Consider the following 14,245-nt stretch of genomic DNA (forward strand, 5'->3'; position numbering starts at 1 on the left):
GTGACGGACAAGCCCGACCTCTTTACCACCGCCGGCAAGATCGCGGACCTGCGCGCTCGCTACACCGAGGCCGTCGTCGACGCGGAAGCGACGGCGAAGCAGAAGCAGCACGCGAAGGGCAAGATGACCGCCCGCGAGCGCATCGAGCTGCTCGTCGACCCGGGGAGCTTCGTCGAGTTCGACGAGTACGTGCGCCACCGCACCACCGCCTTCGGCATGGACCGCTCGCGCCCCTACGGCGACTCCGTGGTCACCGGCGTGGGCACCATCCACGGCCGCACCGTCGCCGTGTACTCCCAGGACTTCTCGACCTTCGGCGGATCCCTCGGCGAGGTCGCGGGCGAGAAGATCGTCAAGGTCATGGAGTTCGCCCTCGCGGGCGGCATGCCCTGCATCGGCATCCTGGACTCCGGCGGCGCGCGCATCCAGGAGGGCGTCGTCGCCCTCGGCAAGTACGGCGAGATCTTCCGCCTGAACACCCGCGCCTCGGGCGTCATCCCGCAGATCTCGATCATCATGGGCCCGGCCGCCGGCGGCGCCGTGTACTCCCCCGCCCTCACCGACTTCGTCATCATGGTCGACAAGACGAGCCAGATGTTCGTCACCGGCCCGGACGTCATCAAGACCGTCACCGGCGAGGACGTCGGCATGGAGGAGCTGGGCGGGGCCTACACGCACAACACCCGTTCGGGCGTCGCGCACTACCTCGCCGAGGACGAGGACGACGCGATCGACTACGCGCGCACCCTTCTCGGCTTCCTCCCCGACAACAACATGGCCGAGCTGCCGAGCTACGAGAGCGCGTTCGAGTTCGAGACGACGGATGCCGATCGCTCGCTGAACACGGTCATCCCCGACTCGGCGAACCAGCCGTACGACATCCACACGGTCATCGAGCACGTCGTGGACGACGGCGACTTCCTCGAGGTGCAGCCGCTGTTCGCGCCGAACATCGTGATCGGCTTCGGCCGCGTCGAGGGGCGCTCGGTCGGCATCATCGCCAACCAGCCGTCGCAGATGGCCGGCACGCTGAACATCGAGGCCGGCGAGAAGGCCAGCCGGTTCGTGCGCTTCTGCGACGCGTTCTCCATCCCGATCGTGACCCTGGTCGACGTCCCCGGCTACCTGCCCGGCACCGACCAGGAGTGGACAGGAGTCATCCGCCGCGGCGCGAAGCTGCTGTACGCCTACGCCGAAGCGACCGTCCCGCTGGTCACCGTGATCCTCCGCAAGGCGTACGGCGGCGCGTACATCGTCATGGGGTCCAAGCAACTCGGCGCCGACATCAACCTCGCCTGGCCGACTGCCGAGATCGCCGTCATGGGCGGCCAGGGCGCGGTCAACATCCTCTACCGCGGCGAGATCAAGCGCGCCGAGGAGGCCGGTGAGGACGTCGCCGCCGTGCGCACACGCCTCGCCAACGAGTACACGTACAACGTCGCCTCTCCGTTCCTGGCCGCGGAGCGCGGGGAACTCGACGGCATCATCGAGCCGGCCACCACGCGTGTCGCGATCGCGAAGGCCCTGCGCTCCCTGCGGGGCAAGCGCCAGGAGCTGCCGCCGAAGAAGCACGGGAACATCCCGCTGTGACCGAGGCCGAGCACGAGACCCCCGCTCTCGAGATCCTCCGCGGCGCGGCGACCGAGGAGGAGCTCGCGGCGTTGATCGCCGTGGTGGGCGACGCCTACGCCGAGGAGACGTCCGCCGCGGTCGCCGAGCAGCCGGTGGTGTCCGCGTGGGAACGTACGCAGCGCCCCCTTCGCACGCCGCTCCGCCGCGACATCCCGTGGGGTCGCTTCTCGCGCTGAGCCCGCCCCGAGCGGCAGGAAGACCGGGTCAATCGGTCTCGGCGGGCGGCTCGTCGGCCTCTCGCAGCAGCAGGGTGGAGGCTCTCGGCGTGAGGATGCCGTCCAGCACCACGCACGCGGCGCCCACCGCTCCGACGTCGTCGCCGACCACCGTGCCGACGACCGGCACCGATCGCAGGGCGCGGGTCGCGCTCGCCCGCTCCACGAGGGGCGGGATCACCTCCAGGTAGGTCGCCGACAGCGGCGACCAGAACGGGCCGCCGAGTACCACCCGGTCGACGTCGAGCAGATTCGACAGGTCGGCGACGAGCACCGCCGTGTGCCCGGCGGCTCGGCGCATGACCTCGACGGCCGCCGCGTCCGCGGCCTCCACCTTGGCGCAGAGCTGGGCGAACCGGGCCTCGTTCGCACGGATCTCGCTCGATCCGCGCGCCTGGTCGCTCAGGACCCCCGCGCGGATCGCGGACCGCACGATCGCCTCCGGCGTGCACGTCACGGCGACGCAGCCGCGCGAGCCGCAGCCGCACGGGGCACCCTCGGGGTCGACGACGATGTGACCGATCTCGCCCAGGTTGCGCGTGCGCCCGCGGATCACGTCGCCGTCGAGCGCGAGCGCCGCGCCGATGCCCGTCCCCAGGTACAGGAAGACGAAGGAGTCGTCGGCCGGGCCGCGTCCCGTCCACAGCTCGCCCACGGCGGCCGCCGCGGTGTCCTTCTCCAGCGCGACCGGGAACCCCGTCGCCTCCGCCAGGCGCTCACGCAGCTGCACGCGCTGCCATCCGGGAAGCAGGGGCGGCGCGACGACGGATCCGCCGTCGGCGTCCACCGGCCCCGGCGCCGCGACGCCGACGCCCGCGATGCGCCGGGGATCGACGTCGGAGGCGTCGACGACCTCTCCGACCAGCCCCGCCATGGCTTCGATCGCCGCGTCGGGCTGCCCCTCGGGCGTCTGCGCCGTGGTCCGACGCACGACCGCTCCGGCCAGATCCAGCAGCACCACCGTGATCAGCGCCGGGTCGAGGTGCACCCCCACCGAGAACCGGCTCTCGGCCACCAGGCGCAGGATCGTGCGCGGCTTGCCCGGGCCGGTGATGCGGCGTCCCGCCTCGGCGATGAGCTCCTCGTCGAGGAGACGCCGGGTGATGTTGGTGACGGTCTGGGCCGACAGCCCGGTCGCCTCGGCGAGCTCCGTCCGGCTGAGTCCCGCGGGCGAGCGCCGAATCGCCTCCACGATGACCGACTGGTTGAAGTCGCCCATCCGAGGCAGATTGGTGCCGCGCCGGATTCCCATCGTTCGATTGTCGCCTACCCGGCCGCTCCCGTGTCCCCCAAAATACCTACAGACAAGGATGCGCGCGCCCGGGAAACCGAAGGGGACGCTTCGCGTTTCGGTCGATCTCTCTGTCCCAGGGTAGACAGACAAGGGTCGGCCACCGGCGGCTGGTTTTCGGGTAACTGAGCCGCTTGGCGAGGGGCGGGCGGCTTCGCCGCCCCTCGCCCATTCTCTTCCTCGACTCCGGCTTCCACTCCCCCAGCCGGAGCCGAGGAGACGTCCTCGCTCAGCGGTCGTCGGCCACGGGCGGGATCGTGCCGTCCGAGGCGGTGCCGTCCGAGGCGCGCGGGATCTCGTGCCAGACGTCGACGGAGTCGTCATCCGGCGTCGATCCGGATCCCACGCGTCCGACCACCGTGACCGCGGTGCGATCGTCGTGAGCGGCGCGGATGATGAGGCGACCGGCGTGCGCGTCCGCGAGGACGTCGGCGAGCTCGTCGCGGATCTCGATGCGCCGCTCCTCGTCGATGCCGTCGAGGCCGCCCTCGTCGAACACCGTGACCACGGCACCGCGGCGGCGTGCCGCCTCGATGGCGTCGCGGACCGCGTCGTTCAGCAGGTCGGCGCCGCGGAGCTCGTCGCGCAGGCGCCCCTCGGCCAGACGGGCTTCGAGGCGCTCGGACTCGGTGAGCGAGCCGCGCGAGGCGACCACCCGGCTGAGCACCGGCCCCGCCACGGCCAGGGCGAACTGCGTGCGCAGCCGGCGTTCGCGCTGACGGACGAGCTGGGTGGCGTGCCAGGCCGACACGGCCTGCTGGATCTCGGCCAGCCGCTCGGTGTCGCGGATCGCGCGGTCCCAGAACATGACCAGGAGCTGGGCGACGACCACCCACATGATCGACCCGATGCCGCCGAGGTCCAACGTCTTCAGGAAGCTCATGTTCAGGGAGGCTCCGGCGATCAACAGGAGCAGGACCGCCCAGCCGATCCAGAACCGGCGGCGCACGATGCAGACGACGCTGATCAGCCCCACCGCGCCGATGTACCAGGTGGCGAACGGAAGCACCCGGTCGGCGGGAGCGAGGGCGGCGCCGACGGCCGCGGGAACGACCACGGACGCCCCCAGCGCCGCCAGCGCCGTCGACAGAGGCATCTTCACCGACGACGGCGAGCCCAGGATCGCGAGGTTGATGACCACGAGGAACACCGCGATGGCCAGCACCATCATCAGCGGCTCGCGCGGCTGGCTGATCCACCAGATGGCCCGGGCGGCGTAGTACAGGGCGAAGCCCACGGCGAGCGAGGTCGCGACACTGCGCACGGTCCGATTCACGACGGCATCCACTCCAATGTCACGACGGTGCCGTCATCGCCGGAGTCGATCCGCGCGGTGCCGGCGACGCCCGCCATACGGGCGAGGATCGACGCGCGGATGCCGAGGCGGTCCTCGCCGATCCCCTCCAGGTCGAAGCCGGGCCCGGCGTCGATCACGATGACGCGGATGCCGTCGTGCTCCTGCTCGGCGACGACGTGGAGGCCGCGGCCACCGGCGTGCGTCACGGCGTTGCCGATGGCCTGCCGGGCCGCGAGCACGAGAGCGCGGGCCACACGGCCGGGGATGACGCCCGACCCGCCGCGCTCCTCGACGACCGCGTCGACCCCGAGCTCGGACAGCGCCCGGCGCAGCTCCACCACGACCTGGGTCTGCGCGACCGGTTCGTCGCTGCCCTCCTGCGCCACGGCGGCCTCGGTGTTGGCGAGGCGGGTGAGCGCCTCGCGGGCCATGCCGACGGCCAGCTCCTTGGCGCGATCGCTCTCGGCGCGCTCGGCGGCGATGAGGGCGGCCAGCACGCTGTCGTGCATGAGCGCGGACATCGCGACGCGCTCCTCCTCCGCCGCTGCGGCGGCCGCCGCGGAGGCGTACGAGGCGACGGCGCGCCCGCGCGCGTCGTCGACGCCGGCCGCGACGGAGCGGAACATCCATCCGAGCGAGATGAGCACGAAGCCGAGGATCAGCGTGAACGAGACGTCGAAGGCTGTCGAGATCCAGAACGCCGGCGCGAAGCCGCCCTGCACGAGCCGCACGTAGCCGTAGACCAGCGGGACGGCCACGCCCACCGCGAACTGCACGCGCAACGGGAAGGCGAGCAGCGCGGCGACCACGCTCACGTTCACGAGGAAGAAGATCCACGGCTGACTGTCCGCGGAATCGCCCGCGGCGACGGTGGGCCAGGCGGCGAGCGCCACCACGTAGGCGATCGCGAAGGTTCCGGAGGCGATCCGCACGGCGCGTCCGATCGCGCAGGCGACGAGCATGGCGAGCAGCGGGACGAAGACCACGATGAGAATCGTCAGCTGACCGGCGTGCATGTCGTCGAGTGCGGCCAGGGCGGTGAACAGGGCCCACCCGCCGAGCACGGCGGACCCGATCGCGACGACGGTCGCGAGGATGCGCTCCATGCGCTTGCTCGTGAAGCGCTCGATCTCGGTCTCGGCGCTGCCCGGAGAGGGGATCTGCGTCCACGCCTCTCGGATGCTGAGCGACTCAGCGGCCACTCGATGCCCCGTCGGGCGTGACGATGCCGTCTTCCATGGCGCGCCGGAGCAGATCGACCTTGGTGGGCGCGGGGCGTCCGACCTCGACGTATTTCACGCGGATGCGCGTGATGTTCTCCTTGGCGGTCGAGTAGGCGACGCCCAGTCGCTCGGCCACGGCCTTCAGCGGCAGGCCCGCAGCGTACAGGCGCAGCACCTCCCGCTCGCGGGTCGAGAGCTGCGCATCGGCGAAGGCGCGGTCGCCGTCGACGGCGCTCGCCCACTCGACGTTGTTGAGCGCCTCGCCGTGCGCGACGGTGCGGATCGCGTCGAGCACGTCGTCGAGCGCCGACGACTTGCTCACGACTCCGGCGGCGCCGGCGGCGAGCGCCTCCCGGACCGCGGCCGGGCGGTCGGCGACGCTGTGGATCACGACGCTCGCCCCGTCGGCGACGAGGGACGTGACGTTCTCGGTGACCGTGGTCCCGTCGCCCAGCGTCAGATCGAGGACGACGACCTCGGCGGGAGCCGCCCCGGACGCCGCGCGCCAGTCGAGATACGACACGACCGTGCTCCCCGAGAAGACGATGGTCTGACCGTCGCGGGCACAGGCCGCCTCGAGTCCGAGGCGGACGGACTCGTGATCGTCGATGAGTGCGACCGTGCTCATGCCGACAGCCTAGTGACTCCCCGTCGCGCGTCGGGGAGCGACCCTCATCGGGTGAGGAGCGCGACGACCTCGAAGTGGTGGGAATGCGGGAACAGGTCGAACCCGCGGAGCCGGTCGACGTTCCATCCGAGACCCCGGAACGTGCCGAGGTCCCGCGCCAGGGCGACGGGGTCGCAGGCGACGTACGTGATCGCCTCGGGACTCAGCGTGTGGATCGCCTCGACGACCTGGCGCCCGGCGCCCGCGCGCGGCGGGTCGAGCACGACCGTGCCGGTCCGCCCGCCGCCGGTGCGCGAGGCGAGGAAGCGCTCGACGCGCGCCGTGACGGCGGTGACCTCGAGCGGGGCGAGGTTGCGCCGCGCATGCTCGGTGGCGCGGGGACTGGACTCGACGGTGACGATGTCGGTGGCGCCGAGGTCGGCGAGCGTGGCCGAGAAGAGCCCCACGCCGCCGTACAGGTCGTAGTGCGTGCGCGCGGACTCGGTGTCGACGTGATCTTCGAGCAGTCCGTACACGGCGGCGTCGAGGACGGATGCCGCGCGCGGGTGCACCTGCCAGAACCCGGTCGCATCGACCTGGAAGCGGCGGTCGCCGACGACCTCCTCGATCACCTCGGGCGTCGGGCGTCGGCGGAAGCCGCGGGCGACCCGGGCGGGACGCTCGGTCTCCGCCCGCCGGATGACGCGCACCTCGCCGTCGGCGGGCTCGACGAGCTCGATCCGGCCGGGAGCCTCACCGCGGAGGGCGAGCGCCGCCTCGGCGATCGCCGGACGGGCGAGCGGATGCGATGACACGGGGATCACGCGGTGGCTGCGCGCCGCGAACGGACCGGCCTCCCCGTCGTCCCCCACGTGCAGCGTCACCCGCGTACGCCACGCCGTGCCGTCGCCGGACTCGACGGACTCGATCTCCGGCGCCTCGAGACCGGGGCCGGCGAACCGGTCGAGGGCCTCCGAGAGGACCTGCCGCTTGAGCACGCGCTGGTGCGCGAGGTCGATGTGGCCGAGATCGGCGCCGCCGGGACGATCGGCGGGATCGCGCGCGACGTCCGCCTCCGCCCAGAAGTGCGGTCGGCGGTGCTCGCTCGCCTCGAGCACCTCCACGGTCTCGGCCCGCCAGAAGCTGCGGTTGTCGGCATCCGCCCCTCCCACGGGTGCGAGGAGACGCGCCCGGACGCGCTCACCCGGGATGGCGTCGGAGACGAACACGACGCGACCCTCGTGGCGGGCGATGAAGGTGCCGCCGTGCGCGATCCCGGTGATGTCGAGGTCGAGGAGGTCTGCGGCGGAGGAAGTCATCCTTCGAGGATACGGTGGTGGACATGCGCGTCTGCCTGGCCTCCACGTCTCCCGCCCGCCTGATGCTGCTGCGGCAGGCCGGGATCGAGCCGCTCACGCTCTCCCCCGACGTCGACGAGGACGCGGTGGCGGCGGCTGCGGCGGCGTCTCGCGGCGGCGCGCTGCCTCCCGAGGAGCTCGTGCTGCTCCTGGCGCGCGCGAAGGCCGGCGACGTCGCCGGGCGCATCGCCGCCGAGCACCCCGGGTTCGACGGCATCGTGATCGGCGGCGACTCGATGTTCGCCCTCGACGGTCAGGTCTACGGCAAGCCCTACACCGCGGAGGAGGCGACCCGGCGCTGGGCCGGGATGCGGGGAGCGACCGGCATCCTCCACTCCGGGCATTCCGTGTTCCGCGTGGCTCCGGGCATCACGCCGGTCGAGCAGACGGCCACCGCCCAGGCCTCCGTCACGTTCGCCGACGACGTCACCGACGAGGAGATCGCGGCCTACGTCGCCTCGGGCGAGCCGCTGCTCGTCGCCGGCGCCTTCACGGTCGACAGCCTCGGCGGCGCGTTCATCACGCGCGTGGAGGGCGACCCCTCCACCGTGGTCGGCATGTCGCTGTCGACGATCCGGCGACTGGCCGGGTCGCTCGGCGTCGTCTGGACCGATCTGTGGTCGAGCCCCACCGGTCGCTGAGGTCGTAGACTCCCGTCCACGTTCTCCTCTCTTTCTTGTGGGGAGTCGTCAAATGGATCGAGGGGCTTCTCGCTAGGCTGGCAACCATGCCTGCTATCGCCAAGGTGCTCATCGCCAACCGCGGCGAGATCGCCGTCCGCATCATCCGCGCCGCCCGGGACTCCGGCATCGCCTCGGTCGCCGTCTACGCCGACCAGGATCGCGACGCCCTGCACACGCGACTCGCCGACGAGGCCTACGCGCTCGGAGGCGCCACGAGCGCCGAGACCTACCTCCAGATCGAGAAGATCCTCTCGGTGGCCCGCCGCGCGGGCGCCGATGCCGTGCACCCCGGTTACGGGTTCCTCGCCGAGAACGCCGAGTTCGCGCGCGCCGTGATCGACGCGGGGCTGACCTGGATCGGCCCCTCTCCCGAGGCCATCGAGGCCCTGGGCGACAAGGTGACCGCGCGTCACGTCGCCGAGAAGGTGGGCGCGCCGCTCGCGCCCGGAACTCCCGGCCCCGTGGAGACGGCCGAGGAGGTCGTCGCGTTCGCGCAGGAGTTCGGGCTTCCCATCGCCATCAAGGCGGCGTACGGCGGCGGCGGCCGCGGTCTCAAGGTCGCCCGCGAGCTCGACGAGGTCGCCGAGCTGTTCGAGTCCGCCACGCGCGAGGCCGTCGCGGCGTTCGGCCGTGGCGAGTGCTTCGTCGAGAAGTACCTCGACAAGCCCCGTCACGTGGAGACGCAGTGCCTGGCTGATGCCGAGGGCAACGTCGTCGTCATCTCGACCCGCGACTGCTCGCTGCAGCGCCGTCACCAGAAGCTCGTCGAGGAGGCGCCCGCGCCGTTCCTCACCGACGAGCAGAACGCCCAGCTGTACGCCGCGTCCAAGGCCATCCTCCGGGAGGTCGGCTACGTGGGCGCCGGCACGTGCGAGTTCCTCATCGGCGCCGACGGCACGGTGTCGTTCCTCGAGGTGAACACCCGCCTGCAGGTCGAGCACCCCGTCTCCGAGGAGGTCACCGGCATCGACCTCGTCCGCGAGCAGTTCCGCATCGCCGCCGGCGGCGTGATCGACTACGCCGACCCGGAGCCGCAGGGCCACTCGTTCGAGTTCCGCATCAACGGCGAGGACCCGGGGCGCGGCTTCCTCCCCCAGCCGGGTCCCATCCACGTCTTCAAGACCTTCGGAGGCCCCGGCATCCGTCTCGACTCGGGCGTCACCGCCGGCGACTCCGTCTCGGGCGCCTTCGACTCGCTGCTGGCGAAGATCATCGTCACCGGCAAGGATCGCGAAGAGGCGCTGGAGCGCTCGCGGCGCGCGCTCGACGAGTTCGAGGTCGCGGGGCTTCCCACGGTGCTGCCCTTCCACCGCAAGGTCGTCCGCGACCCCGCCTTCACCGGCGAGGACGGCGGCTTCGGCGTCTACACGCGCTGGATCGAGACCGAGTTCGACAACGACATCCCGGCGTGGGACGGCGAGCTGGAGGCCCCGGCGCCCGGCACCGGCCGGCACACCGTGGTCGTCGAGGTGGGCGGCAAGCGCCTCGAGGTGAGCCTGCCCGACCGCGTCGCCGTCGCCGCAGGCACCGCCGGCCGACCGGCCGTGGTGCCCCCGTCGCGCCGCAGCCACGCCACGACCGCGAATGCGGGCGCCTCGGGCGACGCCGTGAAGTCGCCCATGCAGGCGACGGTCGTCAAGGTCGCCGTGGCGGAGGGCCAGCAGGTCGTCAAGGGCGACCTCGTCGTGGTGCTCGAGGCCATGAAGATGGAGCAGCCGCTGCAGGCGCACAAGGACGGCGTGGTCGGCAACATCAACGCGGATGCCGGAGCCACCGTCTCGGCCGGGCACCAGCTGCTCACCATCAGCTGACCGGCCGCAGAGCACGAGAGAGGCGCCCCACCCGTGAGGTGGGGCGCCTCTCTCGTGCGGGCCGGATCAGGAGATGTTGAACAGGTGCATCGCCCGGCTGGCGTCGGTGATGCTGCTCGACAGCGACGGATAGGCCGCGAACACCCGCGAGACCTGATCCACGGTGAGTCGCCGCTCGACCGCGATGGCGATCGGGTAGATCAGCTCGGACGCCTTGGGCGCGACGATCACGCCGCCGATCACCGTGCCCGAGCCCTTGCGGGCGATGAGCTTGACGAAGCCGTCCTTGATGCCCATCATCTTGGCGCGCGGGTTGGCGGCGAGCGGCAGCTTGTAGACCATGCCGTCGGCCACGCCGTCCTCGACGTCCTTCTCCGAGTAGCCGACCGTGGCGATCTCGGGGGCGGTGAAGATGTTCGACGTGATCTTGATGAGGTCGAGCGGGATCACGATGTCGCCGAGGGCGTGGAACACGGCCGTCCGCCCCTGCATCGACGCGACCGACGCCAGGGGGAAGAAGTTCGTGCAGTCGCCGACCGCGTAGATGTTGGGCACCGACGTGCGCGCGACCTTGTTCACCCGCACGTGGCCGGTCTCGGTCAGCTCGACCCCGGCCTCGGCGAGGCCGATGTCGGCGGTGTTCGGGATCGAGCCCACGGCCAGCAGGCAGTGGCTCCCCTCGATCGTCCGGCCGTCCGAGAGCGTCGCGATGACGCCGTCGGCGGTCGCCTCGACCCTGTCGGCCCGCGACTTCGACAGCACGGTCATGCCGCCGCGCTTGAAGACCTTCTCGAGCACGCGCGCGGCATCCTGGTCCTCGCCGGGGAGCACCTGGTCGCGGCTGGAGATAAGGGTGACCTGGGCCCCGAGGTTCATGTACGCCGAGGCGAACTCGGCGCCGGTCACGCCGGAGCCGACCACGATGAGGTGCTCGGGAAGCGCCTTCATGTCGTACAGCTGGGTCCAGGTGAGGATGCGGCGCCCGTCGGGCTTCGCGGAGTCCAGCTCGCGCGGGCGCGACCCCACGGCGACGACGATCGTGTCGGCCTCGACCCGGTCGAAGTCGGTGCCGCCCTGCCCCGTCGAGACGACGATCGCGTCCGGTCCCTCGAGACGGCCGTGACCCGAGAGCACGCGCACCCCGGCCTCGAGGAGCGTCGCCCGCATGTCCTCGGACTGCTGACCGGCCAGCGCCATCAGGCGCTTGTTGACGGCCGCGAGGTTGATGGCGATCTCGGGCTTCAAGGGCGTTCCCTTCTCGCCCTTCGCGTAGAACTGCACGCCCAGGTCGGTCGCCTCGGAGATCGCGACCGCGGCGTCGGCCGTCGCGATGAGGCTCTTGGACGGCACGACGTCCGTGAGGACGGCCGATCCGCCGACCCCCACGCGTTCCACCAGCGTCACCTCGGCTCCGAGCTGGGCGGCCGCGATGGCCGCCTCGTAACCGCCGGGACCGCCGCCGAGCACGGCGACGCGCTGAGTGCGCTCGAAAGGAGTGGAAGTCGAAGACATGATCCCCATTCTTCCGCAATCCTGGCAGCCGAGCCTGCACCTTCCTAGAGTGGAATCCATGTCCGAGACCTACACCCACCCCCTGGACGACCCGAACGCGCAGCCGTTCGAGGTCGCCGCCACCGCCGCCGCCGACATCGCCCGGCTGACCGGCGTCGAGAAGCACGACATCGCCCTCACGCTCGGCAGCGGCTGGGGCAAGGCCGCGGACCTCATCGGCGAGACCGTCGCGACCATCCCCGCGACCGAGGTCACCGGGTTCTCCAAGCCCGCTCTGGAAGGGCACGTCGGCACGCTGCGCAGCATCCTCACCCCCGGCGGCAAAAGGGTCCTCGTCATCGGCGCCCGCACGCACTACTACGAGGACCACGGCGTCCGCCGGGTCGTGCACTCGGTCCGCACCGCGGCGGCGACCGGGGCGTCGATCATGGTGCTCACGAACGGCGCCGGCGGCATCCGCGAGACCTGGAAGCCCGGGCAGCCGGTGCTCATCAGCGACCACATCAACCTCACCGCCGATTCCCCGCTCGAAGGCGCGACCTTCGTCGATCTGACGGATCTGTACGCCCAGCGCCTGCGCGACATCGCCCGCACGGTGGACCCGAGCCTGGACGAGGGCGTGTACACGCAGTTCCGGGGCCCGCACTACGAGACGCCCGCCGAGGTGCAGATGGCCAAGCACATCGGCGGTCACATCGTCGGCATGTCGACCGCGCTCGAGGCGATCGCGGCGCGCGAGGCGGGCATGGAGGTGCTCGGATTCTCGCTGATCACGAACCTCGCCGCCGGGATCCAGAAGACCCCGCTCAGCCACGCCGAGGTCATCGAGGCCGGCCGCGAGGCGGAGCCGGTGATCTCGGCCCTGCTGGCCCGCGTGGTCGAGGCGCTGTGAGCGACGAGCGGCTCGCCCAGGCGCGCGCCTGGATGCGACAGGACCCCGATCCGCAGACCCGCGACGAGCTCGCCGGTCTGGTGACGCGCGCGGCCGGCGGAGACGCGGCCGCCGCGGCCGAGATCGACGACCGCTTCCGCGCACGCCTGGCCTTCGGCACGGCGGGGCTGCGGGGCGAGCTGGGCGCGGGCAGCAACCGCATGAACCGCGTGCTCGTGACGCAGGCGGCGGCGGGGTTCGCGGCCTACCTGCGCAGCCGCGCGGGCGGGGCCACGCCGACGGTCGTGATCGGCTACGACGGCCGCCGCAACTCCCGCGTGTTCGCGACCGACTCGGCCGAGATCTTCGCGGGGGCGGGGCTGCGCGCGATCCTGCTGCCCCGTCTGCTGCCGACGCCGGTGCTCGCCTTCGCCGTGCGCCACCTGGGCGCGGACGCCGGGGTCATGGTCACGGCGAGCCACAACCCGCCGAACGACAACGGCTACAAGGTCTACCTGGGCGGAGCGGATGCCGGCTCGCAGATCGTGGCGCCGGCGGATGCCGAGATCGCCGCGTTCATCCAGCGCGTCGCCGATGCCGGCGACATCTCGGTGCTCCCGCGCTCGACCGGCTACGAGACCGCGTCCGAGGCCGTCGTCGACGCGTACGTCGCTGCGACCGCGGCCGTCGCGCCGGCGCCCGCCGGCGCCGCCGGACTGCGCTGGGTCTACACGGCCATGCACGGCGTCGGGTGGGAGACCTTCGCGCGCATCGTCACGGAGGCGGGCTACCCCCGCCCCGCCGTGGTGCACGAGCAGCTGGCCCCGGACGCCACGTTCCGCACCGTCGCGTTCCCGAATCCGGAGGAGCCGGGGGCGATGGACCTGGCCTTCGAGCGGGCCCGGCGCACCGGCGCCGAGTTCATCCTCGCGAACGACCCCGACGCCGACCGGCTCGCGGTCGCGATCCCCGACGCACAGGTCCCCGGCGGATGGCGCCGTCTGACCGGCAACGAGGTGGGCCTGCTCCTGGGCGCCCGCGCCGCGCGGGCCGCCGCCGGGACGCCCGGCGCCTCGCTCGCCTGCTCACTCGTCTCCTCGCCGGGGCTGGGGGCGGTGGCCGCGCACCACGGACTCGACTTCCACGAGACGCTCACGGGGTTCAAGTGGATCTCCCGGGCGCCGGGCATCGTGTTCGGATTCGAGGAGGCCCTGGGCTATCTCGTCAACCCGGAGACCGTGCGCGACAAGGACGGCATCTCCGCCGCTGTCGCCGTGCTCGGCCTCGCCGCCGAGGCGCGCGAACGAGGCTCCTCCCTGGCCGATCTCCTGACCGAGCTCGGCGACACCTACGGTCACTTCTCCAGTGGTCAGGTCTCGGTGCGCGTCGACGACCTCTCGATCATCGGACGGGTGATGCTGGCTCTGCGCACCCTGCCGCCGCAGCACATCGCCGGCCGCGCGGTCGCGTCGGCGGAGGACCTGCTGCGCGCCGAACCCGGTCAGCCCTCGGGCGACGTGCTGCGCTATCGACTCGCCGACGGATCCCGCGTGATCGTACGGCCGAGCGGCACCGAGCCCAAGCTCAAGGTCTACATCGACGCCCGCGCCGAGTCCGCCGAGCTGGCGCGGGCGGCCGTCGCCGACCTGGAGGCCGGAGTGCGGGAGCTGCTCGCCGAGCGTTCCTGACCCGCGGTCGCCCGGAGGCATCCGCTCCGCGCGGGCCCTCCCGGGCGACCTCCGGCT

Annotated in this window: 12 protein-coding genes; 6 read left to right on the plus strand and 6 right to left on the minus strand. The window is 72.1% G+C overall.

Annotated features, from left to right (window positions below; all coding sequences use genetic code 11):
- On the plus strand, positions 1–1,590 hold the full coding sequence (locus tag AB3M82_RS12970) for an acyl-CoA carboxylase subunit beta (protein ID WP_412958355.1): 1,590 nt from the start codon (positions 1–3) through the stop codon (positions 1,588–1,590).
- On the plus strand, positions 1,587–1,808 hold the full coding sequence (locus AB3M82_RS12975) for an acyl-CoA carboxylase subunit epsilon (protein WP_412958356.1): 222 nt from the start codon (positions 1,587–1,589) through the stop codon (positions 1,806–1,808). The genes AB3M82_RS12970 and AB3M82_RS12975 overlap by 4 nt, the downstream gene beginning before the upstream one ends.
- A gap of 28 nt (positions 1,809–1,836) precedes the next feature.
- Here AB3M82_RS12975 and AB3M82_RS12980 read toward each other — a convergent pair whose 3' ends face one another.
- The 5 genes from AB3M82_RS12980 to AB3M82_RS13000 all read right to left on the minus strand — a co-directional run bounded on the left by AB3M82_RS12980 (position 1,837) and on the right by AB3M82_RS13000 (position 7,584).
- The gene (locus tag AB3M82_RS12980; RefSeq protein WP_412958357.1) at positions 1,837–3,099 is read right to left on the minus strand and encodes an ROK family transcriptional regulator; all 1,263 of its coding nucleotides are present in this window, start codon (positions 3,097–3,099) and stop codon (positions 1,837–1,839) included.
- A 268-nt stretch (positions 3,100–3,367) separates the two neighbouring features.
- The gene (locus AB3M82_RS12985; protein ID WP_412958358.1) at positions 3,368–4,414 is read right to left on the minus strand and encodes a hypothetical protein; all 1,047 of its coding nucleotides are present in this window, start codon (positions 4,412–4,414) and stop codon (positions 3,368–3,370) included.
- The gene (locus tag AB3M82_RS12990; protein ID WP_412958359.1) at positions 4,411–5,637 is read right to left on the minus strand and encodes a sensor histidine kinase; all 1,227 of its coding nucleotides are present in this window, start codon (positions 5,635–5,637) and stop codon (positions 4,411–4,413) included. Before AB3M82_RS12990 ends, AB3M82_RS12985 begins: the two co-directional genes overlap by 4 nt.
- Positions 5,627–6,286: a response regulator transcription factor gene (locus AB3M82_RS12995; protein ID WP_412958360.1), complete on the minus strand. Its 660-nt coding sequence runs from the start codon at positions 6,284–6,286 to the stop codon at positions 5,627–5,629. Before AB3M82_RS12995 ends, AB3M82_RS12990 begins: the two co-directional genes overlap by 11 nt.
- A 44-nt stretch (positions 6,287–6,330) precedes the next feature.
- The gene (locus tag AB3M82_RS13000) at positions 6,331–7,584 is read right to left on the minus strand and encodes a class I SAM-dependent RNA methyltransferase (RefSeq protein ID WP_412958361.1); all 1,254 of its coding nucleotides are present in this window, start codon (positions 7,582–7,584) and stop codon (positions 6,331–6,333) included.
- Positions 7,585–7,607: 23 nt separating this feature from the next.
- Between AB3M82_RS13000 and AB3M82_RS13005 the strand changes: the two genes are divergently transcribed.
- Both AB3M82_RS13005 and AB3M82_RS13010 read left to right on the plus strand, forming a co-directional pair.
- Positions 7,608–8,264, plus strand: a complete 657-nt coding sequence (locus AB3M82_RS13005; protein WP_412958597.1) for a Maf family protein — start codon at positions 7,608–7,610, stop codon at positions 8,262–8,264.
- An 86-nt stretch (positions 8,265–8,350) separates the two neighbouring features.
- A complete protein-coding gene (locus AB3M82_RS13010; protein WP_412958362.1) occupies positions 8,351–10,117 on the plus strand; it encodes an acetyl/propionyl/methylcrotonyl-CoA carboxylase subunit alpha in 1,767 nt (588 codons plus the stop codon).
- A 66-nt stretch (positions 10,118–10,183) separates the two neighbouring features.
- On the opposite strand, the gene AB3M82_RS13015 is transcribed toward AB3M82_RS13010, so the two are convergent.
- Positions 10,184–11,629, minus strand: coding sequence for an NAD(P)H-quinone dehydrogenase (locus AB3M82_RS13015; RefSeq protein ID WP_412958363.1), 1,446 nt, complete (start codon positions 11,627–11,629; stop codon positions 10,184–10,186).
- A 58-nt stretch (positions 11,630–11,687) separates the two neighbouring features.
- On the opposite strand from AB3M82_RS13015, the gene AB3M82_RS13020 reads away from it, so the two are divergent.
- Both AB3M82_RS13020 and AB3M82_RS13025 read left to right on the plus strand, forming a co-directional pair.
- Complete coding sequence (locus AB3M82_RS13020; protein ID WP_412958364.1) at positions 11,688–12,521, plus strand: purine-nucleoside phosphorylase; 834 nt, start codon at positions 11,688–11,690, stop codon at positions 12,519–12,521.
- Positions 12,522–12,553: 32 nt separating this feature from the next.
- Entirely contained in the window at positions 12,554–14,188 is a 1,635-nt protein-coding gene (locus AB3M82_RS13025) for a phospho-sugar mutase (RefSeq protein ID WP_412958598.1), read from the plus strand.
- The last annotated feature ends 57 nt before the right edge of the window (positions 14,189–14,245 follow it).

It is taken from the genome of Microbacterium californiense, from assembly GCF_047246625.1.
Classification (GTDB): Bacteria; Actinomycetota; Actinomycetes; order Actinomycetales; family Microbacteriaceae; genus Microbacterium.

Excerpts from the sequence above, each read along its gene's own strand:
- AB3M82_RS12980 (WP_412958357.1), bottom strand. The coding sequence starts at position 3,099 with ATGGGAATCCGGCGCGGCACCAATCTGCCTCGGATGGGCGACTTCAAC.
- AB3M82_RS13020 (WP_412958364.1), top strand. The coding sequence starts at position 11,688 with ATGTCCGAGACCTACACCCACCCCCTGGACGACCCGAACGCGCAGCCG.
- AB3M82_RS13010 (WP_412958362.1), top strand. The coding sequence starts at position 8,351 with ATGCCTGCTATCGCCAAGGTGCTCATCGCCAACCGCGGCGAGATCGCC.
- AB3M82_RS12995 (WP_412958360.1), bottom strand. The coding sequence starts at position 6,286 with ATGAGCACGGTCGCACTCATCGACGATCACGAGTCCGTCCGCCTCGGA.
- AB3M82_RS13000 (WP_412958361.1), bottom strand. The coding sequence starts at position 7,584 with ATGACTTCCTCCGCCGCAGACCTCCTCGACCTCGACATCACCGGGATC.
- AB3M82_RS13025 (WP_412958598.1), top strand. The coding sequence starts at position 12,554 with ATGCGACAGGACCCCGATCCGCAGACCCGCGACGAGCTCGCCGGTCTG.
- AB3M82_RS13005 (WP_412958597.1), top strand. The coding sequence starts at position 7,608 with ATGCGCGTCTGCCTGGCCTCCACGTCTCCCGCCCGCCTGATGCTGCTG.
- AB3M82_RS13015 (WP_412958363.1), bottom strand. The coding sequence starts at position 11,629 with ATGTCTTCGACTTCCACTCCTTTCGAGCGCACTCAGCGCGTCGCCGTG.